This window comes from Sorangium sp. So ce1014 (genome assembly GCF_051521505.1).
GTDB lineage: Bacteria > Myxococcota_A > Polyangia > Polyangiales > Polyangiaceae > Sorangium.
In genome coordinates this window covers 5,097,660-5,119,983 of the sequence record NZ_CP150356.1, presented here as the reverse complement: position 1 = coordinate 5,119,983, position 22,324 = coordinate 5,097,660, and the positions used below count along the sequence as shown (strand labels likewise).

Genomic DNA, 22,324 nt, shown 5'->3' with positions numbered 1-22,324 from the left:
ACCGCAGGCCCCGAGGGGGGTCGCGCGCGCGGGGCCGGGCTGCCCGGGATCCCCGCGCTCGCCTCGGCCCCCTGCTCGGTCAGCCGCTAGTTGACCTCGCTGCCGCCGTTGCCGCCCGTGTGATCTGCGACCCCGTTGGTCCCGTCCGCCCCCGCCGCCGGCGGCGTCGACCCGCCGCCCTCCTCGGCCTCGGCCACGGCCGCATCCGCCGCGAACGCCTCGACCGCGACCACCCGCTCGTCCTGGCCGACGTGCATGATCCGCACGCCCTGCGCGTTGCGCCCCGTCTCGCGGATCTCGCTCGCCTTCGTGCGGATCATCTGCCCGCGGTCGGTCACGATCAGCACCTCGTCGCTCGGGCTCACCATGGCGACGCCCACCACCGGCCCGTTTCGATCGCTCGCGTCGATCAGGATCACGCCCTTGCCGCCGCGGCTCTGGAGGCGGAACTCCTCGAGCGGCGTCTGCTTGCCGTACCCGCGCTCGCACACGGCGAGCACCCGGTCGCGCCCGTCGCCGCTCACGCCGAGGCCCACCACGACGTCGCCGTCGTCGAGCTCGATGCCCTTCACGCCCATCGTCGCGCGGCCGGTCGGGCGCACCTGATCCTCGGGGAAGCGGATGCTCATCCCGCTCCGCGTCGCGATCACGAGCTCGCGCTTGCCGTCGGTGAGCGCCGCCGTGAAGAGCTGGTCGCTCTCCTCGATCCGGACCCCGATGATCCCCTTGTCCCGGTAGTTCTCGTACTCGTTGAGCGCCGTCTTCTTGATCTGCCCGCGGCGGGTCAAGGTCACGACGAACGTCTCGCCGTCGAAGCTCGGCACCGGCGTGATCGCCGCGACCTTCTCGCCCGGCTCCATCCCGACGAAGTTCACGATCGCCCGGCCCTTCGCGTTCCGCGGCGCCTGCGGGATCTCGTAGACCTTCTTGACGTAGACCTTGCCCTTGTCGCTGAAGAAGAAGACGTACGAGTGCGTCGACGCCACGAAGAGCTGGCTCACCCAGTCCTCCTCGCGCGCCTCCATCCCCACCATCCCCTTGCCGCCGCGGCGCTGCGCCCGGTACGTCGAGGTCGGCGTCCGCTTCAGGTAGCCGGCGTGCGAGATGGTCACGACCATGTCCTCTTCCTGGATCAGGTCCTCCATCTGGATCTCGGCCTCGGCCGGCACGATCTCGGTGCGCCGCTTGTCGTTGAAGCGCGCCTTGATCTCCTCGAGCTCCATCACGATCACGTTCATGAGCAGCTCCATGTCCGCGAGGATCGCCCGGAGCCGCTCGATCGTCTGCGACAGCTCGCCGTACTCCTTCGCGAGCTTCTCCCGCTCGAGGCCGGTCAGGCGCGACAGCCGCATCTCGAGGATCGCCTTGGCCTGCCGCTCGGACAGGAAGTAGTCGCCGCGCCCGTCGGCCTCGGCGCACTCGGGCTCCGGACGGCCGGCGCGCCGGAGGAACTCGCCGAGCCCGCGGAGCGCCAGCTTCTGCAGGTTCTCCCGCGCCTCCTCTGGATCGCTCGAGGCCCGGATCGTCGCGACGATGCGATCGATGTCGCTCGTCGCCATCCCGAGCCCCTCGATGAGCTCGCGCTGCGACTCGGCCTGCCGGAGCTCGAAGCGACAGCGCCGCGTCACGACCTCGCGCCGGTGCTCGATGAAGTGCGAGAGCGTGTCCTTCAGGCTCAGCACCGCCGGGCGCCCGTTCGCGATCGACAGGTTGATGACGCCGAACGTCGCCTGGAGATCCGTCAGCCGGAAGAGCTGGTTCAGGACCACCTGCGGGAAAATGTCCTTCTTCAGCTCGACGACGACGCGCATCCCCTCGCGGTCGCTCTCGTCGCGCACCTCGCTGATCCCCTCGATGCGCTTCTCCTTCATGCACTCGGCGATCTTCGCGACCATCCGGGCCTTGTTCACCTGGTAGGGGATCTCGGTGATCACGAGCTGCTCGCGGTCGCCCTTCATCGTCTTCTCGACGTGGCTGCGCCCGCGCATCGTGATCGAGCCGCGGCCGGTCGTGTACGCCTGCACGATCCCGCTCTTGCCGTAGATGAGGCCGCCCGTCGGAAAATCGGGGCCCGGGACCAGGTGGAGCAGCTCCTCCAGCGTGATGTCAGGGTTGCGGATGATGGCGATCGTCGCGTCGATGATCTCGCCGAGGTTGTGCGGCGGGATGTTCGTCGCCATGCCGACGGCGATGCCGCCGGAGCCGTTGACGAGCAGCTGCGGGAACTTCGCCGGCAGGACGCTCGGCTCGAGCTCCGAGTCGTCGTAGTTGGGGACGAAGTCGACCGTGTCCTTGTCGAGGTCGGCGAGCAGCTCGACCGCCATGCGGGACAGGCGCGACTCCGTGTACCGCATGGCCGCGGGCGAGTCGCCGTCGACCGAGCCGTAGTTGCCCTGCCCGTCGATGAGCGGATAGCGCAGGCTGAAGGTCTGCCCCATGCGGACGAGCGCGTCGTAGACCGCGAGATCGCCGTGGGGGTGGTACTTGCCGAGGACGTCTCCGACGACGCGCGCGCACTTCTTGTGCGAGCCGCCGGGGCCGATCTTCTGCTCGTTCATCGAGTAGAGGATCCGGCGGTGCACCGGCTTCAGGCCGTCGCGCACGTCCGGGATCGCGCGGCCGATGATCACGCTCATCGCGTAGTCGAGGTAGCTCGTCCGGAGCTCGTCCTGGATGCTGACCGGGATCTTCTGCTGGATGTTCGACGTCTCTTCCATGGGATCTGCACCCGAGGCACGGGGGCGAGCGCGGCGCGCACGGCCCCGTCGTAGAGGCCCATCCCAGCGCGGCTCGAGCGTCGAGCGGATCGGTGGAGGCATCTCGCGGCCTCGATCGACGATCGATGAGGTCGAGTCTGGCCTCCGCCGAGCGCCCTTGACCCGCGCTGTTCAGGGGATGCGACGGATGCGTTCAGGTACTCCAAGGGGCAGGCCGGCGCAAAGGGTTTGCCGGCCTGAAGACGTCGCGGCGTCAGGCTCACCGGGCAGCGCCGGGAGGCGCGGCGGAAGGGGTCAGCGGGGCGCGCGGGACGCGCTGGGCGCGCACGTGGCGCGGGTGGTCGCGCCGGGGCGGACCTCACCGGCGCAGCTGGCGGAGAGCACCGACGTTCCCGTCGCGTCGAGCACCTCGACGGACGTCTCGTACGTGCCCGGGGAGAGGGCCGACAGGAGCGCGCGCTGGCCGCAGGGCACGGGGCCGACGTAGGGCGCCGTCCCGGACTGCTCGCCGTCGGGCAGCGGCTCGGTCGCCGTGTAGGTCGCCGTGTAGGTGGACGCGCCCGCGCCGCAGGCGAGCTGCTCGGCCGCGAGGAGCGCGTCGAGGTCGAGCTCGAGCGCTCCTGTGTCGGACAGCGGGGCGCAGGTCGCCGTCACCGTGATGCCCGCGCTCGCCGTCGCGAAGCAGCTCGAACCGAACAGGAGGTCACCCGCGGCGTTCTTCGCCTCCAGGCGGAAGAAGTGGGCTCGGCCCGGGGCGGCGCCGAGGTCGTAGACGACCGGCTCGGCCGGCGGACAGCCGACCCCGAGCACCGGCGCGAGCGCGCTGCCCTCGGGGAGGACATCGAACGACGCGACCTCGCGGTCGTCGGCCCCGCAGCGCAGCGCGCCGAGCGCGCTCGCCGGGTCGAGCACGATGGCCGCGCTCGGCGCGTCGTCGGGGCCGGCGACCGAGGCGCACCCCTGGACGACGACGTTGACGCCCGTCTTCGCCACGAGCTTGCCGGCGTCGTCCGTGGCGTCGGGGCCGGGGCAGGCCCACGTCCAGCGCGGCGCGACCGGGGCTCCGTCGACGAGCATGTGGGGGCTCCCGGAGGTCTCGTCGCCGACGGGCGCGAGCTCCTCGGCGCGCTGCGCGTAGCCGTCGATCCTCGCCGTGTACTCGTGCCCTTCGACGACGTAGGTGAACGACACGCGCGACGAGCAGGGGATCGGCGGCGACGAGGCGAGGGTGAACGGCCCGCCCTCCGCGCTCTCGTCCGTGAGCGTGGCGACGTAGCTGCGGATCGCCCCCGGCTCGCTCGAGCACCGCACGTCGCCCAGGAAGGCGAGCGGGTCGATGGTGAGCGACGTCTGGATCCGCCCGTCGTCGTCGTCGTCGTCGCTGCTCCCGCTGGTGCAGGCCGCGATCGCGAGCACGGCGAGCGCCAGGGCGTGCCGGCCGTACCGTGGCCGCGGGGGGAGCCCGCCGCCGCGATCCGCACCGAACGAGGTTCCAACACCAGCACGAGCTCGGCCCATCGGCAGGGGGCACTAGTCCAAGCCGGGGAATGGCGCCACATGAAACGCGGCCCGCTCGGGCGGCGAGGCGGCGCAGCGACCCTGCGTGGACGTGGGGCCCCGGCCGTTGCAAGGCTTGAAGCAAGCGTTGAAACGGGCGACTCGGGAGGCGAGTGGGCCGTTTCAAGGCTCGAGATGGCCCACTCGGAGACCGAGGAGGCCATCTCGAGCGTTGAGAGCGCCGGCTCGGGTCGCCAGGAGGGCGTTTCAAGCGTTGAAATGGGCGACTCGGGAGGCGAGTGGGCCGTTTCAAGCCTTGAAACGGGCGACTCGAGGAGATCCTCGAGCGCGACGAGCGATGCAGGCGCTCAGATCCGGGGATCAGCCGTCAGCGCCGCCGCCGCCGCCCGCACCAGCGCCGCCGGTACCACCAGCGCCGCCGGTACCACCAGCGCCGCCGGCACCACCAGCGCCGCCGGCACCACCAGCGCCGCCGGTACCACCGGCGCCGCCGGCACCGCTGGCGCTTCCGCCGCCCTCACCAGCGCCGCCGGCACCGCTGGCGCTTCCGCCGCCCTCACCAGCGCCGCCGCTCCCGCCGGTCGGGGCGACCACGAACGCGCAGGCCGCGAGCTCATGCGCCTTCTCGGTGATCACCTCGCAGGGGCTGATCGCGCGATCGACGCCCTCCGCGAGCGGCGCAGCGGAGCACTCCGCCATGGAAGCGACCTTGTCGCCGGCGCACTTGCGCGCGGCGCCGACGGCGTCGACACAGGCCTTCACCTGGCCGTCCGTCGGCTCCGCCGCGGCGCGGTTGTCGCCGCCGGTGCCGTCGTTCTCGATGCCGTGGAGGCACTGATCCCAGTAGAACTCGACGCAGGTCTTCACCCGCTCGTCGGCGTCGGCCGAGCCGACCCACCCCGGGCACGCGGCGGCGGCCTCGCACCGGGCCGCCTCGATCTGCCGGCAGGCGTCGATGCCCACGGCGTCGTTGCCGCAGCTCTGCGTTGCGAGGGTCACGGCCCCGAGGCCGAGCAACCCGGCCGCGGCCCAGGTTGCGGAGCTCCGCCTCGCGGCGGAGAGGACGGCGAGCGCAGAGGAACCCACCCGGCGGAGCTACCACGTGGCCGCCGGTGGCGTCGAATTTTCAGCCGCCCACCACCTCGCAGCGCGCACGCAGGGCGGCCGGCGCGCCCGCAGCGGAGCAGCCGTCCGCAGGCCGGCGCGCGTCCAGGATGCAACCGGCAGGGTGCAACCGAGCCGGCGCAGCCGCAGCGCCGGGCGTGTCGCGCCGACGCAGCGCTCTCGGAGGTCGCGCCGCGCCCCGGCGCCGCGCTCGTCGCGAACGGTGACCGGCCCAGGCTCTGTCCGATCTATGCTCCCAGCGCCTCGATCCCCCGATGGAGCCGCCGAGCCTCGCACAGCTCAGACCCGATACGCTTTTCCATGGGCGATACCGCGTCATCCGGTCGCTCAAGGCGGGCGGGATGGGGGCGGTGTACGAGGTCGTGGACGAGGTCACGGACCGCCGCCGCGCGCTCAAGGTGATGCTCCCGGGATCCATCCAGGACCCCGCCATGCGCGCCCGGTTCGCGCAGGAGGCCAGGATCACCGGCGGGATCGAGAGCGATCACATCGTCCCTGTCTCCGACGCCGGCATCGACGCCGAGTCCGGGATGCCGTTCCTCGTCATGGACCTGCTCCAGGGCGAGGAGCTCGCGAGCCTGTCGGCGCGCCGCGGCCCGCTGCCGCCGGTCGAGGTGGTGCTCTACCTGGGCCAGGTCGCGCGCGCGCTCGACAAGATGCACGCGGCGGCGATCGTCCATCGCGACCTCAAGCCGGCGAACCTCTTCTTGACGCGGCGGGACGACGGTTCGCCGTGCGTCAAGGTCCTCGATTTCGGCCTGGCGAAGGTCGCGGCGCAGAGCAGCATGGCGGACCGCACGGCGATGGTCGGGACGCCGCTCTACATGGCGACCGAGCAGATCCGCGGCGACGGCGCCGTCGGGCCGAAGGCCGACATCCACGCGCTCGCGCACGTCGCCTTCACGCTGCTCGTGGGCAGCCCGTACTGGCTGACCGAGGCCAACGTCCTGCCCTCGATCTTCGCGCTCCTGCAGCGGATGGCGGCGGGGCTGCCCGAGCCGGCGAGCGTCCGCGCCGCCGCGCGGCGCCGCAACGTCCGGCTGCCGCCGGCCTTCGACGCCTGGTTCCAGCAGGCGACGGCGATCGATCCGAAGGACCGGTTCGACCGCGCGACAGCGGCCGTCACGCTGATGGCGGAGGCCCTCGGCGCGCCCGCGCCGTCGAGCCCGCCCCCCGCGCCCGTTCCGCCCTCGAACCCCCCGCCGTCGTCGCGCCGCAGCCGCGAGCCCGACGACCGGCGCGCCGCCGCCCCGCCGGACCCCGGACCGAAGTCGCAGGATGCCGGGTCGAAGCCCGCGGGAGACACGCGGCACCGCGACGAGGACCTCGCCGCGGTCGTCCACGAGGAGCGGCTCCGGGCCTTCCTGAAGAAGGAGATCCAGCGCGCCAGGGAGCAGCGGACGAGGAGGCTCTCCTTGCTGCTGCTCGGCGTGAACGGCCTCCAGGAGATCGAGGAGAAGCACGGGCGGGCGGCGGTCGATCGCATCCTGGGCGACCTCGCGCGCGTCGTCCGGATCTACGTGCCGGAGGACGGGCTGCTCGGGCGCTACCGCCGCGACATCCTCGCCATCGTCCGCCCCGGGATCGGACGGACGCGGGCGTCCGCGTTCGCGAAGGTGCTCGGCGAGAAGGTGCGCCAGCACCGCTTCCGGCGCATCCCGTCGATGCCCTTCCCGATGACCCTCCGCATCGGCGTCGCCCACCTCGAGGAGGACGACACGACAGGGCACGACCTGCTCGAGCGCGCGGCGCGGGAGCTGCTCGAGCGGGGCGAGTGAGCGCCCGGCGGCTTCCGGCCTCGGCCTGCGGCCACGCGCTCGAGCTTCTTGGACGTTCCTCGCGGAGGGGCGATCCTCGGCGCATGGTCTCTGCCATGATCCTGGCAGCGGGGCTCGGGACGCGGCTCCGCCCGCTCACCGACGAGCTGCCGAAGCCGCTCCTGTGGCTCGGCGATCGCCCGCTCATCGCGCACATCGCCGATCAGCTCGCCGCGGGCGGTGTCCTTCGCGCCGCGCTGAACAAGTCCCACCTCGCCGAGCGCTTCACGCGGGAGCTGCTCGCGGCGTTCCCGGTGCCGGTCGAGGTCCTGCACGAGCCGGAGCCGTTCGGCACCGCGGGGGGACTCGCGAACGCGGCGGGCGCGCTCGGCGACGGGGACGTGGTCCTCTGGAACGGCGACATCCTGATCGACCTCGACGTGGCGGCGCTCCACGCGGCGCACGCCGGGCGCGGCGCGGCCGCGACGCTCGCGGTGGCGCCGCGGCCGGTCGGGAAGGGGACAGTGGGCGTCGGCGGCCGGGGCGAGGTGGTCCGGCTGCGCGGGGAGCGCTTCGGCGAGGAGGTCGCGGGGGGCGACTTCGTGGGCGTGCAGGTCGTCGGCGAGGCGCTCCGGCGGCGGCTGCCGCCGCGCGGCTGCATGGTCGGGGACGTGTACCTGCCGTGGCTGCGCGAGGGGCGCGCGCTCGCGACGTTCGCGGCGCCCGCCGTGTGGCATGACATCGGCACGATCGCCGCGTACCTCGCGGCCAGCGCGCGCTGGCTCTCGCAGCGCGGCCTGCCGAGCTACGTCGGCCCGGGGGCGTCCGTGGCCGAGGGCGTGGACGTGACGGGCAGCGTCGTCGGCGCCGGAGCGCGGGTCGAGGGGGCCGGGGCGCTGCGCGGGTGCGTGGTGTGGCCGGGGGCGCGGGTCGCCGTCGGGGTGGACGTCGGCGCGCCGTGCGAGCGCGCGGTGGTGACGACGCAGGGACGGGTCGTGCGCGCGGCCGGGTGATCGCTCGGCCGGGGGCGGCCCACGACCGGGAGCGCTCGCACGGCGCGCCGCTCGAATCACTCCTCGAATTGCTTGCCGAGGTCGGCGAGCGCGGCCCTGGCGGCGTTGTGCCCGGCCGCGCCGATCACCGACCCGGCCGGGTGCGTGCCGGCGCTGCACGAGTAGAGCCCGGCGAGCCCGAACCGGTAGGGAACGCGATCGGCGAAGCCGAAGCCGTTGTCGATGTGGTGGATGTGCCCCCGCGTGATCCCGAAGTGCCGCTCGATGTCCGGCGGCGCCAGCGTGAACGTGTCCAGCACGAGGTCGCTCATCCCCGGCGCGAAGCGATCGCAGATCGAGAGGAGGTGCTTCACGTAGCGCGGCGCGGCCTCGCCCCACGTCTCGCCGTCCGCGAGCGCGTAGGGCACCCACTGCACGAAGAGCGCGGCGTTGTGGTGCCCCTCGGCGTCGCGCAGGCTCGGGTCGATCGGCGTGTGGAAGTACCACTCGATCGCGGGGAACTCGGGGAGACGACCGCTCATCGCGTCGCGGTGGGCCTGGCGCAGCACGTCCATCACGACGTCCTCGTCCGGCAGGAGGTGGATGGTCGGACCGAACTGCCCGCGATCCTCCGGGAGGCACGTGAACCTGGGCAGGCCGGTCAGCGCCATGTTGACCTTGAGCGTCGAGCCGTCCCTCGCGAGCGCGTCGAGCCGAGTCGACAGCGCCGCCCCGATCGCGGCGCTGCCGGCCAGCGCGCGGGTGCGGAACGGATCGGCGTTCGAGACGACCGCCCCGGCGGCGATCCGCGTGCCGTCCTCGAGGAGCACGCCGGAGACGGCGCCCCCGGACGACTCGATCTGCGCGACGCGGGCGCCCGTCACGATCCTCGCGCCCTCGGCCCGCGCCTTCTCGGCGAAGAGGCGGGTGACGGTGCCCATGCCGCCCTCGACGATCATCCAGGTCCCGTCCGCGCCGGGGAGGCGGCACATGTTGTGGACGAGGAAGTTCATCCCGGTGCCGGGCGTGTCGAAGCCGCCCGCGAGCCCCGAGAAGGCGTCGGTCGCGGCGTACATCGCCTGGAGGAGATCGCTCTTCCAGGGGAACCGCGCGAGGTAGTCCGAGATCGTGCCCCGGCAGAGCGCCACGAACGTCGGCCGGAGGGCGGGCCGCACGTAGCGCTCCGCGGTCTCCTCGATGGAGAGCGGCTCCTCGAGCCACGTCGGGGCGATGTCGTCCCGGAGCGCGGCGAGCTCGGCCTGGAGGGCGCTGTTCGCGTCCCAGTCTTCCTGGGAGAAGAACTCGAGGAACTGCCGCTTCATCGCGGCCTCGTCCGAGCCGAAGAGCAGGTAGCGCCTGTCGGTCGTCGGGAGGAAGTAGTGCGGATCGCGCCTTCTCAGGGGAAGGGTGACGCCGACCTCGCGGAGCAGCTCGGGCGGAGCGAGCCCGAGCAGGTAGGCGCCGCTCGAGACGCCGAGGGACGGCGCCTTCTTGAAGGGGTGCTCGGTCTTCACCGCGCCGCCCACGGCGTCCTTCTCCTCGAGCACGACAACGTCGAGCCCGCGGCGGGCGAGGAGGACGGCGGCGACGAGTCCGTTGTGGCCGGCGCCGACGATGACGACGTCGGCGCGGGCCGGAGCTTCACTGCGTTTCACTGGGCACCTCCAAGCGCTGTGCGCGTCCGCTGCCGCGGCCGGCGCTGGGGCCGCCGCGCGCGAGGTGTTGCACGGATGGCGCGACGAGGAGAGGCCTTTTCGCGCGCCGGAATCCGGAGGAGCACGCCGCGCCGGCCTCGAGGCCGCCCGCACGGGGACCCTTTCCAGCCTGTCCTCACCGCGTCTCGCGCGCGGTGGGCCCCTGCCACGCCGCGGCGACCTCCTCGGCGATGGCGCGCACGGTCAGGGGGGCAGAGCCCTCGGCCTTGTTGTTCACGAGCACGAAGCTCTCGATGCGCAGCGCCGCGGCCTCGCACAGGATCCGCGCGACCTCCGCGCGCATGGCGGGATCGGGCTCGACGATCCGGTTGAACGGGTGGAACCGCCGCAGCTCTGCCTCGTAGCGGCGGCCGGGCTTGAGCGAGAGCCGGACGAGCGCGAACGGCGCGTTCGAGACGGGCACCACGTCCGCCTGGGCGCCGGGAGACGGCATGTTGCGCCAGTAGCTGTAGGCGTGGGCGACGCCGTGCGCGCCGAGGATCTCCCGGTACTCGCCGGTGAAATAGGCGCGCTCCCTGAGCTCGACGGCGCAGGCGAGCTCGCGCGGCAGCGCGCCGAGGAAGGCGTCGAGCCGCTCGAAGAAGGCGCGCGGCGGGAGCCGGTCGGGCGGGGCGATCGGGGGCAGCTCGAGCAGCACCGGCCCCGCGTGCGCCCGGAAGACCGAGAGCAGCGGCGCGGCGACGCGCGACAGGAAGAGCGGGACCGACAGGAAGTCCGGGTTCGGCTCGACGCGCGCGCGGTGCGCGCCGCGACCTTCGCCCTCGTCCGGCGGCGTCTGCGCGCGCTGGAGCGTCTGGGACACGACGGCGTGCAGCGCCTTGGACACGCAGCGGAAGCCGTCCGGCAGCTGCGCTCGATAACGAAGGAAGTCGCTGTCGGGGATGGGGGCGTAGAAGCTCCTGTCGATGCCGACGGTCGTGAGCAGCGGGTGCCGCGCATACTCGGCGAGGCCGTCGCGCGCGAGCTCCTCCGTGCTCCGCCGCCGGGCGTAGACGAGGCCCTGCCAGCCCGGGAAGCTCCACGAGCTCGTGCCGAGGTGCAGCCCTGCCGGCAGCCGCGCCGCGAGGCGGGCGGCGTCGTCGTGGACCGCCGCCATCGCGTCGAGCTCGAGCGCCTCGGCGGCGGCGGGCTCCGGCGCTGGAGCGAACAGCGAGAGCTGCGAGGGGACGGGGCCACGGCGCCCGGGAGACCGGCTCACCCGGGCGAGTCTACCGCTTCCGGCGCTCTCCGCGACACAGGCTGCGCCGGACGGCGCTGCCCGGTTGTACCCTGCACCCGACGTGCTGCGCCGCTTCGCCCTCGTTCTGCGCGTCCTTGTCTCGACGGCCGGCAAGGACGCCTTCGCCCGCGCCATGCCGCTGTACATGGGGCTGGGCCTCGTCGGGGCGGTCGTGTTCGGCGGCAACGGGATGGACCCTGCGCGGCTCACCGGCCTCGCGGGCGAGTCGCTCCCGTTCCGGCTCGCGCTGTGGGCGGCGTGGCTGCTCGTCGGGATGTCGGCGGCGCGCGCGCTGCTCCGCGCTCCGGCGACCTTCTTCCTCCGCGCGCTGCCGGTCCCGCGCCCCCTGCTGCTGTCGGCGCATGCGCTGCTCCTCGCCGTCGCCGAGCTCCCGTGGGTGGCGCTCTGGGCGTTCGGCGCCGGCGCGCTCGCCGCGAGCGCCGCCTGCGTCGCCGCGCTCGCGGCCCATTGCATGCTCCTCGCCCGGCCGCGCGGCGCGCGCGAGCTCGCGGCCCTCTCGCTGCTCGCCGGCGCGATCCTGCTCGGGGCGCCGGCGTCGATCCTGCTCGCGTGCGCCGCGCCCGCGCTCGCCCTCGGGCTGCGCGCGGCCGTCGTCCGCGCGCCGGAGGTCCCGCTCGGCCGCGAGCGCCCGCTGATCCCGTCGGCCGTGCCCGTCCTCGGCGGCGGGCTCGTCGCGCTCTCGCTCGCCTACCTGGCGGCGCTCCTGCGCGGCCATCGCGCGGTGCTGGTGCGCGGCCTCGCGCTCACCGCCCTCGGCGCGCTCGCCATGGCGGCCTGGGCCCGCACCCACGGACCGCTCGGGGCCGCGCCGCTCGCCGAGGGATCGCTCGTCGCGCTGGCGCCGGTCGCGCTCTGCCTGGGCGCCGGCCTCTCCGGTCCCGTGCTGCGCGAGGAGCGGCGGATCACGTGGCTCCTCGACGCGTGCGGCGCGGCGGCCCCGCTCCGGGCGATCGCAGCGGCGGCGGCGGTCGCCGCGCCGCTCGTCGCCCTCGCGCTCGCGCACGGGGCGGCGGTCGGCGCGCTCACCCGCGCGGCGCCCCTCGCGGCGCTGCGCCTGCTCGGCGGCGCGGGCCTCGCGGGGCTGCTCCTGGCCGGGGTTGCGCTCGGCTGCGTGCGCTGGTCCGTGCGGCAGGACGGCCGCGACAGCAGCCGGGTGCTCCTCTCGGTGCTCGCCGCCGTCGTGGTGGCGACCGCGTCGGTGTGGACGTGGGGCGAGCTCGCGCTCGCGGCCTGGGCTCCGGGGGCCGCGCTGCTCGCGGGGCCCGCCGGCGCGCGCTGGATCTCGTCGCGCCGCGAGCGCGGCGCCGCGGTATGAGAGAGGAGGGTGGGGGGATGCTGGAAGGGGGGATGCTGGAAGCGACGGGGATCCACAAGCGGCTCGCGGGCAGGGACGTGCTCTCGGGCGTCGACCTCCGCTGCGGACCTTCGAACGTGGTGGTCGTGATGGGCGGCAACGGCGCCGGCAAATCGACCTTGCTGCGGATCGTCGCCGGGCTGCTGGAGCCCGATCGCGGCGCCGTCGTCCTCTGCGGCGATCCCCTCCACGGCGGCGGCGTCGCGGCGCGGCGCCGCCTCGGGTATGCGCCCGACGCCACCGAGGCGCTGCCGGACCTGCAGGTCTGCGAGCTCGTCGCCCTCGTGCGGGCGCTCAAGCAAGCGCCGCCGCTCGATCGCGCGTGGATCGACCGGGTCGGCGCGGGGTCGTTCTGGCGACAGCGTCTCTCCGGGCTCTCGTTCGGGCAGCGCAAGCGCGCGCTCCTGCTCACCGCGCTGGTGGGCGACCCGTGGCTGCTCGTCCTCGACGAGCCGACGAACGGGCTCGACGCCGATGGCGCGCGCGTGGTGCTGGGCCTCATCGAGGAGCGCCGCGCCGAGGGGAAGGCGACCCTGCTCACGACGAACGACCCGGCGCTCGCGCCGGCGCTCGGGGGGCGGCCGCGCTGGCTCAGCGCGGGTCGGCTCGGCGTGGACGGGGCCGCTCCTGGCCCCGAGGTCGCCGGCGGCGTGGCCATCGAGCGGAGGGCGACGCACGGCGTTCGCGACCCGTGAGGGCCGCGCCGCCGGACGTGGCCTACCCGCCGGTCTGCCGGGGCGGCTGCGGGCAGAGCAGCTTCTTCAGCTCGTCGATCGCCTCTGCGCCCCGCAGCGCGACCGAGGCGATTCGCTGGACCTTGGGCGCGAAGGAGCAGTCGACACGCTCGTTCGGCGCCTCGTGCAGCAGGGATTCGACCTTGTCGGGGGGGCCCTGCACGCTCTTCTTCAGGCAGAGGATCGGGCTGCCCTGGTGGTAGTAGTACCGGCGCTGCAGAAGGCGGAGCTCCGTGAGCCCGCCGAACGGCTCGGCGTCGTTCAGGGCGAAGATGAGCTGTCCGTTGTCGTAATAGAAGAGGTAGGTGGACCCGGCGTCTCCCGCGGCGTGGTCCTTCAGCTCCGCTCTCAAGACATCCTTGTTCTTCCGGTGCAGCCGGAGCTCGGCGCTCCCCTCGCGACCCGGGCAGGCCATGCGGACCTCGCTCGTGCTGAGCCCCTTGTCCGCCTGGATCTCCTCGTATCTCTTCCGGATCTCATCGATGCGAGGGTCGCCCGACGCCTCCCTGGCGGCCCCGGGGCTTCCGGCGTCGGCCGCTGCGTCGGGGGCCGCCGTGCGCGGCGCAGGCTGGCCGGAGGCCGGGGCGGCGGGCGGGGGCGGCTGAGCTCCGTCCTCGCCGCGGGACACCGCCGCGGTCCTCGATGCGGAGGAGGCGGGGGCCACGTCGCCGCGCCCGCAGCCGGTGACGAGCAGGACGCCCGTGAAGACCATCGCCGATCGACTCATGAAACGCCCCTATTCGCCATCGTGGGTTGCGTCCAGCTCGGCGGCCCGGGGGAGCGGCAGCAGCCGCAGCACCCGCGCCTCGCGCACCTCGCGCCCCTCCAGATCGAGCGACGTGGGGACGAGGCAACGCGCGAGCTCCTCGACGCCTTCCGAGGGGCAGTAGGCGCGCCCCGGATCCCCGACGAGCACGGCCGCAGTCCAGGCGGCCTGACGCCGCAGCCAGGGGAGCATCCGGTCGACCATCGCGCGCTCGTAGAAGATGTCGCCCGCCACGATGACGTCCCACGCGCCGCGCGCGGCGCTCGCCGTGAGATCCTCCGTGATGACGTCGACGGCGACGCCGTTGAGGGCCGCGTTCAGCTGGAGCGCGGCGGCGGCGAACGGATCGATGTCGGCGGCGCTGACGTGCGCCGCGCCGGCGCGGACCGCGGCGATCGCGACGACGCCGCCGCCGGCGGCGAGGTCGAGCACGCGCTTGCCCGAGACCGCGGCGGGGTGATCGAGCAGGTACCGCGCGAGCGCCTGCCCGCCGGCCCACGCGAACGCCCAGTACGGCGGCGGCACGCCCGCGCGCGCGAGCGTCGCCTCGGTCGCGTGCCAGAGCGGCGTGACCTCGGTCGCGAGGTGGAGCCTCACCTCGGGGACGAGCGGCGGGCTGGCCACGGCGGTCTCGCGCGCCACGAACGCCGCGGCGCCCGCGGCAGGGGCGAGGGCCTCGACGGGCCCGTAGGGCTCCGGCGCCCGAGCGGTCACGGCCGCTGCTGCGCGACCCGCGCTTCCGCCGCGCGCAGCGTCGCCTCGAGCAGCGAGGCGATCGTCATGGGGCCGACGCCGCCCGGCACCGGCGTGATCCAGGCAGCGCGCTCCCTGGCGGCCTCGAAATCGACGTCGCCCACCAGCTTGCCCGCGTCGTCGCGGTTGATGCCGACGTCGATCACCGTGGCCCCTTCCTTGATCCAGTCGCCCCCGATGAGCTTCGCCTTGCCGGCGGCGGCGACGAGGACGTCGGCCTCGCGGCAGATCGCCCGCAGATCGCGCGTGCGTGAGTGGGCGATCGCGACCGTCGCGTGCTGCGCGAGCAGCAGCTGCGCCATCGGCCTGCCGACGAGGTGGCTCCGCCCGACCACCACCGCGCGGGCGCCGGCGAGCTCGACGCCCGCCTCGGCGAGCAGGCGCATGCAGCCGACCGGCGTGCACGGCGCGAGGCCGCCTGGGCGGCCCAGCGCGAGCAGGCCTGCGTTCACCGGGTGGAGGCCGTCGACGTCCTTCGCGGGAGCGATGGCGTCGAGCACGGCGTGCTCCCGGAGGTGCTCCGGCAGCGGCAGCTGGACGAGGATCCCGTCGACCGCGTCGTCCGCGTTGAGCTCCGCGATGAGCGCGAGCAGCTCGGCCTCGGTCGTCCCGGCCGGGAGCGCGCGGAGCCGGCCCCGGATGCCGACCTCGTTCGACACCCGCTCCTTGCTCCGCGTGTGGGTCACGCTGGCCGGGTCCTCGCCGACGAGCACCACCTCGAGGCCGGGGGGCCGGCCGTGGGCGGCCGCGAAGCGCGCCACCCCCTCCCGCACCTCGTCGCGGACCTTCTGAGCGATCGCCTTGCCGTCCAGGATCTTGGCTGCCACGGCCGCGGAGCTTAGACCAGCCGCGGCCGTCGCGGGAGCGCGGCCCGCTCGGCCTGCCCGGGGGTCGCGTCGACCCGCGACGAACGGCCGCGGGCCGCGGCGTGAGGCGACCGCCACGTCGGCGGCGCGATCTTCAGGTTGACCCTTCCGTCCAGCGTCTCTAGCCATGAGCGGTGGACGCGCTGCACACCGATCTCTACCAGTTGACGATGGCGGCGGGGTACTTCCACCGCGGCATGGCCTCGCGCGTCGCGACGTGCGAGCTCTTCGTGCGGCGGCTGCCCAGGCACCGGCGCTTCCTCGTCGCGATGGGCCTCGAGCGCGTCCTGCGCTACCTCGAGCAGCTCCGCTTCACCGACGAGCAGATCGCCTACCTGAGCGCGCTCCCCGCCCTCGCGGACGCGATGACGCCGGCGTTCTGCAGCTACCTGCGGGACTTCCGCTTTCACGGCGACGTGTGGGCCGTCCCCGAGGGGACGGTGTTCTTCCCGAACGAGCCGCTCCTGCGCGTCACCGCGCCGATCATCGAGGCGCAGCTCATCGAGACGTTCGCCCTGTCCGCCGTCAACCACGCCACCACGATCGCGTCGAAGGCCGCGCGCATCGTCCTGGCCGCCGGCGACGCGGGGGTCATGGAGTTCGGCACCCGGAGGGCTCACCCGGAGGCGGCGCTCGACGCGGCGCGGGCCGCGTACGCGGTCGGCTGCGTCGGCACCTCCAACGTGGAGGCCGGCATGCGCTTCGGCATCCCGGTGCACGGGACGGCCGCGCACATGTGGACCATGGCCCACCCATCGGAGGAGGCCGCGTTCGAGGGCTACGTCGCCGTCTTCCCGAACGCGGCGATCCTGCTCATCGACACGTACGACACGCTCGTCGGCGCCGCGCGCGCGGCGGCGATCGCGCGCGACAAGCTGAAGGGGGTCCGGCTCGACTCCGGCGACCTCGGCGCGCTCAGCGTGGCCGTGCGGAGGATCCTCGACGCCGCCGGGTGCGCGTCGGCGAAGATCGTCGCCTCGGGCGATCTCAACGAGCACCGGATCGCCGAGCTGAGGCGCGCCGGGGCGCCCATCGACCTCTACGGCGTCGGGACGGACCTCGTGACGTCGATCGATTCCCCCGCGCTGGGCGGCGTGTACAAGCTCGTGGAGATTGGAGGCGTCGAGCCGGGCTCCGGAGCAGCGCGCACGCCCATCGCGAAGTTCTCGGAGGGCAAGGCGACGCTGCCCGGAGCGCACCAGGTGCACCGCTTCCGCGACCCGGCCGGGAGGCTCGCCCGCGACGTCATCGCGCTCGACGGCGAGCCCGCGGGCCCCGGGGCCGAGCCGCTGCTCGCGCCCGTGATGAGGCAGGGTGCCCGTGTCGCGCCGCCCGAGGGGCTCGACGCGGTCCGGGCGCGTGTGCGCGCCGAGATCGCCGGGCTGCCGGAGGCGCTGCGGCGCATCGACGACGACCCCTCGCCGGGCGCGCCCTTCCCGGTCGAGGTGTCACCCAAGCTCGGCGCGCTCGTGGAGACGGTGCGCGCCCGCGTCGTCTCCGGCGTAGGATAGCGAGATCGAGCGAGGCGCCGCGCGCGCGGCCGCGGTGGCGCGGCGGCGCGCCCCACGTGAGCGGCGCGCGAGAGGAGAGAGCACATGGCGAGTGGCAACGTGACCCGGCAACCTCCGCCCCCGAGGGTGTTCGTCGACGTGGACGTGCAGCGAGACTTCTGCGAGGAGGCCGGCGCGCTCTACGTGAAGGGCTCGCCGAACGCGCTGTTCCGGAGGCTCACGGAGCACGCCGTCGCGCACGGGATCCCGATCGTCGGCTCGGTCGACTCGCACGCGTGGGACGCGTGGGAGTTCGCGTCGAACGACGTCCCGGCCCCGGAGGGCGACAAACCGGGCTTCCCGGACCACTGCGTGAAGGGGACGCCGGGCTGGCTGAAGGTCGAGGGGACGCTGCCGCCGCGCTTCCGCTTTCTCCCGAACGTCGAGCGCGCGCCCATCGACGCGGCGGTGCGCGAGCTCGCGACGGGCACGATCCACGCGGTCTACTTCGAGAAGGAGGTCTACAGCCTCTTCGCGAACCCCCTCGCCGAGGGGTTCCTGCGCGAGCTCGCCGCGGCGCTCGGCGGCGCGCCGGAGCTCGTCGTGTACGGCGTGGCGACCGACTACTGCGTCCGCTCCGCCGCCCTCGGGCTGGCGCGGCGCGGCTACCGCACGACGCTCCTGACCGACGCCGTCGCCGGCATCACCGAGGCCGGCGTCGCCGCCGCGCTCTCCGAGATGCAGGCCGCCGGCGTCACGCTCACCACGTCGTCCGCCCTGCTTCGCTAGCGAGCCCGGCGGGGTCCCCGCGCCGCGATCACCCGGGCGCGCCCGCGAGGCGTCGTCAGCGGCCCTCCGGAGAGCCCGTCGCGCCGGGATCGCTCGGCTCGCCCTGGACGCGCAGCGACGCGCAGAGGTCGACGAGCGGCTGCGGCTTGTCGAAGTGCCACCCCTGCGCGTAGTGGATGCCCATCGTCGTGAGCAGATCGGCGATCTCCTTGTTCTCCACCTGCTCGGCGACGGTCTTGATGCCGAGCGTGTCGCCGATCCGCTGCACCGACTCGACGATCGCGCGGTGGAGCGTGTTGTCCTGCAGATCGCGCACGAACATGCCGTCGATCTTCACGTAGTCGACCGGCAGGCTCTCCAGGTAGCCGTACGACGCGTGCCCGCTGCCGAAGTCGTCGATCGCGAACCGGCACCCCATGGCGCCGAGCTCCTGCATGAACCACAGCACCTCGCCGAGGTTGGCGAGCGCCGCCGTCTCGGTGATCTCGAAGCAGATCTTGCTCGGCGGCACCTGCGCCCGGTGCAGCTGCTCGACGAGGAAGTCGAGCAGGCCCTCGCGCAGGAGAGACACGCCCGACAGGTTGATCGAGCACGTGTCGAGGCGCCGGAGCGCGTGCTGCGGCATCGCGCCGATCAGCCGGAACGCCTGCCGCGCGACGTAGCGATCGATGACGTGGATCAGGCCGCTCTGCTCCGCCGCCTGGATGATGCCCACGGGCGAGTAGAGCCGGCCGTCCTCGCCGAGCTGCCGCACGAGCACCTCGAAGTGCGCGCCGTGGGGGCGGGGCGCCGCGCCCGGCATGACGAGCGGGTGGATGCCCTGCGAGTAGAGCCGCAGCCGCCCCTCGGCGAGGTGGCGCTGCAGGCTCGCCACCCACTGCATCGAGCGCCGGCTCGTCGTCATCTGCTGGTCGTCGAGGTAGACCTGCAGCCGCCCGCGCCCGTTCTCCTTCGCGATCCGGCACGCGTGATCGGCGGCGCCGAGCACGTCGACCGCCCGCTCGAAGTGGGGCGTCAGCACCACGAGCCCGATGCTGGCGCCGATCGAGAACGTCTTCTCCGCCCACCCGAACCGGAACTCGAGCAAGCAGATCTGCAGATCGCGCGCGATCCGCTCCGCCTCTCGCTCGCTCTTGCCCGCGAGCAGCAGCACGAACTCGTCGCCGCCGATGCGCCCGGCCGCGTCCTGCGGGCCGACGATCTCGTGCACGCGCGTCGCGACCCACTGGAGCAGATCGTCCCCCGCCTCGTGCCCGCAGGTCGCGTTGACGAGGCGGAAGCGATCCAGGTCGATGTAACAGAGCGCGTACGGCGTCCCCGTCTTCCTGCAGTCGTTGAGCGCCTCCTCGATGCGATCGATGATCGCGTACCGGTCGAGGAGGCGCGTCAGCGCGTCGTAGCGGGGCTTGGCCGGGTGGATCGGCAGGGGCCCCGGCGCGCCGAGCTCGCGGAAGAGCACGATCTGCCCGGGAGGAGGCGGCGGCTTCGAGTCGCGCTGGCCATCGCGCGAGGGCCGCCCCGCGATCGCGCCGATCGTGTGGAGGATCGGGATGACGGAGCCGTCGCGGCGCTCGAGCAGCGCGGTGTACCGCGCCGGCGGCCGGGTCGCCTCGGGGGCGGCGAGCGGCGCGCCCGGCGTGCGCAGCGCGCCCTCGTCGATGATCACCGGCGAGATCGGCACCGCGGGCTCGCGCCGCGGCGTGAGCGCCGGCGGCGGCGCGGGCTTCGCGGGCGCGCCGTCGTCGAACAGCTCGTTCATCTCTCCGACGTCGATGTCCGGATCTCCGCTCGTCGTCCCCGCCGCCGGGATCAGGCGGAGCACGCGATCGAGCAGCGCGCCGCGCGCCTCGACGATCGACCAGCCGGTCAGCCGCTCGGCCGCGCCGTTGCAGCGCACCACGCGCTGCTCGGCGTCGATCTCGATCAGCCCGACGTCGACCTCGGACAGCCACGCAGCGAGGTGTTTGTCCGGCGAGCCACGGTGCGCGTCCGAGCGATCGAACGCGGCGTGCAGGCTCGACTCCGGCCGGTCATCGATCTTTGCCACCACCCCGTTATGGTAGTTGCATTCCCGGAGAAGCGGACTTCTTAAGCGCCGGCGGCGAGGAAACTCGACGGCCACGACCCACCGCTGGGGTAGGCTCGGGTCATGGGTGGTCACGAGGAGAGCAGGCGCTCCGGGCCGGGGCTCGGGGCGCCTGCGCGCCGTGCTTTCGCCGGCGCCGCGGCGATTTGTCGAGCTTCAGCGAAAAACGCCTGGCCACAGGCCGACGAAGGACTGGGCTAACGCGATGCGTTGTGGTGACGTGTCGGGATCGGGGGACGGTGTGGGAGCGCGGACCGCGCTCGGTGCGGGCTGAGGCATCGATGGGGCTTGTCCTGTTCGGGCTCACCGGCGGCCTGGGATCCGGCAAGAGCACGGTGGCGGCGCGCTTTCGCGCGCAGGGGCTTCCGGTCATCGACGCCGATGCGCTCGCCCGCGACGTGGTGGCGGAGGGGACCGAGGGGCTCGGCGAGGTGGTCCGCGCCTTCGGTCCGGAGGTGTTGCTGCCGGACGGCTCGCTCGATCGCGCGCGCGTCGCCGCGAGGGTGTTCGACGACCCGGGCAAGCGCCGGCAGCTGAACGCGATCGTGCACCCGCGCATCGCGGCGCTCCTGCTGGAGCGCGCCGCGGCGCTCGCGGCGCGAGGCGAGCCGCTGGCGTGCTACGAGGCGGCGCTCCTCGTCGAGAACGGGGTCGCCGACGCGTTCCGTCCGCTCGTGGTCGTCGCGGTGCCCGAGGCCGTCCAGATCGCGCGCGCGATGGCGCGGGACGGCGCGACCGCGGAGCAGGTGCGCGCCCGGCTCGACGCGCAGCTCCCGCTCGCGAGCAAGGTCGCGGTCGCCGACTACGTCATCGACAACGCCGGCGATCGCGCCGCGACCGAGCGCCAGGCCGACGAGGTGCTCGCCTCGATCCGGGCGAAGCTCGGCGGCCGCGCTGAACGGGCGGGACGCTGACTTGATGCGCAGTGCCCGGCGTGGAAGTCTCGCGACCGGCCGATGACGTCGTTCAAGTCGAAGCTCGCGCGGCTCGGGCCGCTCCCGACGGAGCCACGCGCCGGCGCGGTCCCGGGCGCGAGCGCACAGGGCGAGGCGTCGCGGCCGCCGGTCGCGGCGGCGGGAGCGCCCGCCGCGGTCGGCGCTCGACCGTCGCTGGACGAGCTGCGCGAGCGCATCTCTCGCATCGTCGCGCGCGGCGCGCCGCCGACGCCCAGGGCCGATCCGGCGCGCGGCGAGCTGCCCTTTTATGTCGAGCAGACGCCCGGGGGGCCGCTCTACGTGAGCCGCACCCGCTCGCTCGCGGCGGCCCGCGTCGGCCGCGCGCCGCTCGTCGCCGCGCGCGACGCCGACCCGGCGATGCTCGCGCTCCTGGCGCTCGACCCGGCGCTCGCCGGCTGCGACCTGCGGAGGGCGCTGTTCCTCGACACGGAGACGACGGGCCTCGCCGGCGGCACGGGCACCGTGCCGTTCCTGATCGGCCTCGCCTGGTTCGACCCCGGGGCCGCCGGCGCGGGGCCGCTCGGCGAGCCGTCGTCCGACGCCTTCGTCATGGAGCAGCTCCTCCTGCGCCGCCTCGGCGAGGAGGAGCCCATCCTGCGCCGCCTCGCCGAGCGCCTCGCCGACGCCTCGATGATCGTCACGTACAACGGCAAGGCGTTCGACATGCCGCTCCTGCGCACGCGCTACGTGATGAACCGCCTGCCGCCGCCGCCGGAGCTGCCGCACCTCGATCTCGTCCACGTCGCGCGCCGCATCCACAAGGCGCGCCTGAAGACCTGCACGCTCATCGCCCTGGAGCACGACGTGCTCGGCCGGGTGCGCGTCGGGGACGTGCCCGGCGGCGAGATCGTCGCGTGCTACGCCCACTTTCTGCGCACCGGCGACGAGGACGCGCTGCTCGGCGTCGTCGAGCACAACGCGGCCGACGTGCTCGCGATGGTCGCGCTGGTCGGCCTCTACGGCGAGCCGCTCGGCGGCCTCGCCGCCGGCGATCTCGCCGGGGCGGCGGCGACGCTGCGGCGGGCGGGCGCGCTCGAGCGCGCGGCGGAGCTCGCGGACGCGGCCGTCGAGCGCGGCGGGGGCGCGGTCGCGCGCCGCGCGCGCGGCGACATCGCGAAGGCGCGCGGGGACAAGGCGCGGGCGCTCTCGGACTACGAGGCGCTCGCCGCCGAGATCGACGATCCCGCGGTGCGCCTCGCGCTGGCGAAGCTCTACGAGCACCACGTCCGCGCCTTCGCCCGCGCCCTCGACCTGGCCGACCAGGGCACCGCCGAGCCCGAGCCCGCGCAGGCCCGCCGCAGAGCCCGCCTGCGGCGCAAGCTCGATCGCAGCGCCGCCGGCGCCGCGCTCGCGCTGCCGTTCGAGCGCGCCGAGGCCGCCGCCGGAGCGCGGCCTTGCCCCCTGCCCGCCGCCGCGCCGCGACGCAAGGGCGGAGCGTGAGCGGGCACCCCGCAGTCCCGCGGTTC

17 protein-coding genes are annotated in these 22,324 nt (G+C 74.2%); 8 read left to right on the top strand and 9 right to left on the bottom strand.

Annotated elements, in window-relative coordinates; translation table 11 throughout:
• Window positions 1-86: 86 nt before the first annotated feature.
• The 3 genes from gyrA to WME75_RS19435 form a co-directional block, all read right to left on the bottom strand.
• The gene (gene gyrA / locus WME75_RS19445; protein WP_437492960.1) at window positions 87-2,717 is read right to left on the bottom strand and encodes a DNA gyrase subunit A; all 2,631 of its coding nucleotides are present in this window, start codon (window positions 2,715-2,717) and stop codon (window positions 87-89) included.
• Window positions 2,718-3,011: 294 nt separating this feature from the next.
• Complete coding sequence (locus WME75_RS19440) at window positions 3,012-4,133, bottom strand: hypothetical protein (RefSeq protein ID WP_437492958.1); 1,122 nt, start codon at window positions 4,131-4,133, stop codon at window positions 3,012-3,014.
• Window positions 4,134-4,595: 462 nt separating this feature from the next.
• Window positions 4,596-5,321, bottom strand: coding sequence for a hypothetical protein (locus WME75_RS19435; protein ID WP_437492957.1), 726 nt, complete (start codon window positions 5,319-5,321; stop codon window positions 4,596-4,598).
• Window positions 5,322-5,614: 293 nt separating this feature from the next.
• Between WME75_RS19435 and WME75_RS19430 the strand changes: the two genes are divergently transcribed.
• Complete coding sequence (locus WME75_RS19430) at window positions 5,615-7,138, top strand: protein kinase domain-containing protein (protein ID WP_437492955.1); 1,524 nt, start codon at window positions 5,615-5,617, stop codon at window positions 7,136-7,138.
• A gap of 95 nt (window positions 7,139-7,233) precedes the next feature.
• Window positions 7,234-8,130 carry a sugar phosphate nucleotidyltransferase gene (locus WME75_RS19425; RefSeq protein ID WP_437492953.1) on the top strand — a complete coding sequence of 299 codons (897 nt, stop codon included), beginning with the start codon at window positions 7,234-7,236 and terminating at the stop codon, window positions 8,128-8,130.
• 56 nt (window positions 8,131-8,186) lie between these two features.
• Here WME75_RS19425 and WME75_RS19420 read toward each other — a convergent pair whose 3' ends face one another.
• Both WME75_RS19420 and WME75_RS19415 read right to left on the bottom strand, forming a co-directional pair.
• Entirely contained in the window at window positions 8,187-9,764 is a 1,578-nt protein-coding gene (locus tag WME75_RS19420) for a phytoene desaturase family protein (protein ID WP_437492951.1), read from the bottom strand.
• Window positions 9,765-9,939: 175 nt separating this feature from the next.
• Window positions 9,940-11,022: a DUF72 domain-containing protein gene (locus tag WME75_RS19415; RefSeq protein WP_437492949.1), complete on the bottom strand. Its 1,083-nt coding sequence runs from the start codon at window positions 11,020-11,022 to the stop codon at window positions 9,940-9,942.
• 82 nt (window positions 11,023-11,104) lie between these two features.
• Here WME75_RS19415 and WME75_RS19410 point away from each other — a divergent pair, with 82 nt between their 5' ends.
• Window positions 11,105-12,379, top strand: a complete 1,275-nt coding sequence (locus tag WME75_RS19410; protein ID WP_437492947.1) for a hypothetical protein — start codon at window positions 11,105-11,107, stop codon at window positions 12,377-12,379.
• 17 nt (window positions 12,380-12,396) lie between these two features.
• Complete coding sequence (locus tag WME75_RS19405; protein WP_437492945.1) at window positions 12,397-13,113, top strand: ABC transporter ATP-binding protein; 717 nt, start codon at window positions 12,397-12,399, stop codon at window positions 13,111-13,113.
• 22 nt (window positions 13,114-13,135) lie between these two features.
• On the opposite strand, the gene WME75_RS19400 is transcribed toward WME75_RS19405, so the two are convergent.
• Genes WME75_RS19400 through folD form a run of 3 tightly spaced genes read right to left on the bottom strand, consistent with a single transcriptional unit; the run spans window position 13,136 to window position 15,498 of the window.
• Window positions 13,136-13,879, bottom strand: coding sequence for a hypothetical protein (locus WME75_RS19400; RefSeq protein WP_437492944.1), 744 nt, complete (start codon window positions 13,877-13,879; stop codon window positions 13,136-13,138).
• Window positions 13,880-13,888: 9 nt separating this feature from the next.
• A complete protein-coding gene (locus WME75_RS19395; protein ID WP_437492942.1) occupies window positions 13,889-14,632 on the bottom strand; it encodes a class I SAM-dependent methyltransferase in 744 nt (247 codons plus the stop codon).
• Window positions 14,629-15,498, bottom strand: coding sequence for a bifunctional methylenetetrahydrofolate dehydrogenase/methenyltetrahydrofolate cyclohydrolase FolD (gene folD, locus WME75_RS19390; RefSeq protein WP_437492940.1), 870 nt, complete (start codon window positions 15,496-15,498; stop codon window positions 14,629-14,631). Before folD ends, WME75_RS19395 begins: the two co-directional genes overlap by 4 nt.
• A 173-nt stretch (window positions 15,499-15,671) precedes the next feature.
• Between folD and WME75_RS19385 the strand changes: the two genes are divergently transcribed.
• Both WME75_RS19385 and WME75_RS19380 read left to right on the top strand, forming a co-directional pair.
• Window positions 15,672-17,048, top strand: a complete 1,377-nt coding sequence (locus WME75_RS19385; protein ID WP_437492938.1) for a nicotinate phosphoribosyltransferase — start codon at window positions 15,672-15,674, stop codon at window positions 17,046-17,048.
• 84 nt (window positions 17,049-17,132) lie between these two features.
• Window positions 17,133-17,816: a cysteine hydrolase family protein gene (locus WME75_RS19380; protein ID WP_437492937.1), complete on the top strand. Its 684-nt coding sequence runs from the start codon at window positions 17,133-17,135 to the stop codon at window positions 17,814-17,816.
• A 55-nt stretch (window positions 17,817-17,871) separates the two neighbouring features.
• On the opposite strand, the gene WME75_RS19375 is transcribed toward WME75_RS19380, so the two are convergent.
• Window positions 17,872-19,863, bottom strand: coding sequence for an EAL domain-containing protein (locus tag WME75_RS19375; RefSeq protein ID WP_437492935.1), 1,992 nt, complete (start codon window positions 19,861-19,863; stop codon window positions 17,872-17,874).
• Window positions 19,864-20,183: 320 nt separating this feature from the next.
• On the opposite strand from WME75_RS19375, the gene coaE reads away from it, so the two are divergent.
• Window positions 20,184-20,816 (top strand): dephospho-CoA kinase, encoded by a 633-nt coding sequence (gene coaE, locus WME75_RS19370; RefSeq protein ID WP_437492933.1) that lies wholly within the window; start codon window positions 20,184-20,186, stop codon window positions 20,814-20,816.
• Window positions 20,817-20,858: 42 nt separating this feature from the next.
• Window positions 20,859-22,298, top strand: coding sequence for a ribonuclease H-like domain-containing protein (locus WME75_RS19365; RefSeq protein WP_437492931.1), 1,440 nt, complete (start codon window positions 20,859-20,861; stop codon window positions 22,296-22,298).
• Window positions 22,299-22,324 lie beyond the last annotated feature (26 nt).

Bases quoted from the DNA above. Each gene is read 5' to 3' on its own strand.
- gyrA (WP_437492960.1), bottom strand. From the start codon at position 2,717: ATGGAAGAGACGTCGAACATCCAGCAGAAGATCCCGGTCAGCATCCAG.
- WME75_RS19430 (WP_437492955.1), top strand. From the start codon at position 5,615: ATGGAGCCGCCGAGCCTCGCACAGCTCAGACCCGATACGCTTTTCCAT.
- WME75_RS19425 (WP_437492953.1), top strand. From the start codon at position 7,234: ATGATCCTGGCAGCGGGGCTCGGGACGCGGCTCCGCCCGCTCACCGAC.
- WME75_RS19405 (WP_437492945.1), top strand. From the start codon at position 12,397: ATGCTGGAAGGGGGGATGCTGGAAGCGACGGGGATCCACAAGCGGCTC.
- WME75_RS19400 (WP_437492944.1), bottom strand. From the start codon at position 13,879: ATGAGTCGATCGGCGATGGTCTTCACGGGCGTCCTGCTCGTCACCGGC.
- WME75_RS19380 (WP_437492937.1), top strand. From the start codon at position 17,133: ATGGCGAGTGGCAACGTGACCCGGCAACCTCCGCCCCCGAGGGTGTTC.
- coaE (WP_437492933.1), top strand. From the start codon at position 20,184: ATGGGGCTTGTCCTGTTCGGGCTCACCGGCGGCCTGGGATCCGGCAAG.
- WME75_RS19365 (WP_437492931.1), top strand. From the start codon at position 20,859: ATGACGTCGTTCAAGTCGAAGCTCGCGCGGCTCGGGCCGCTCCCGACG.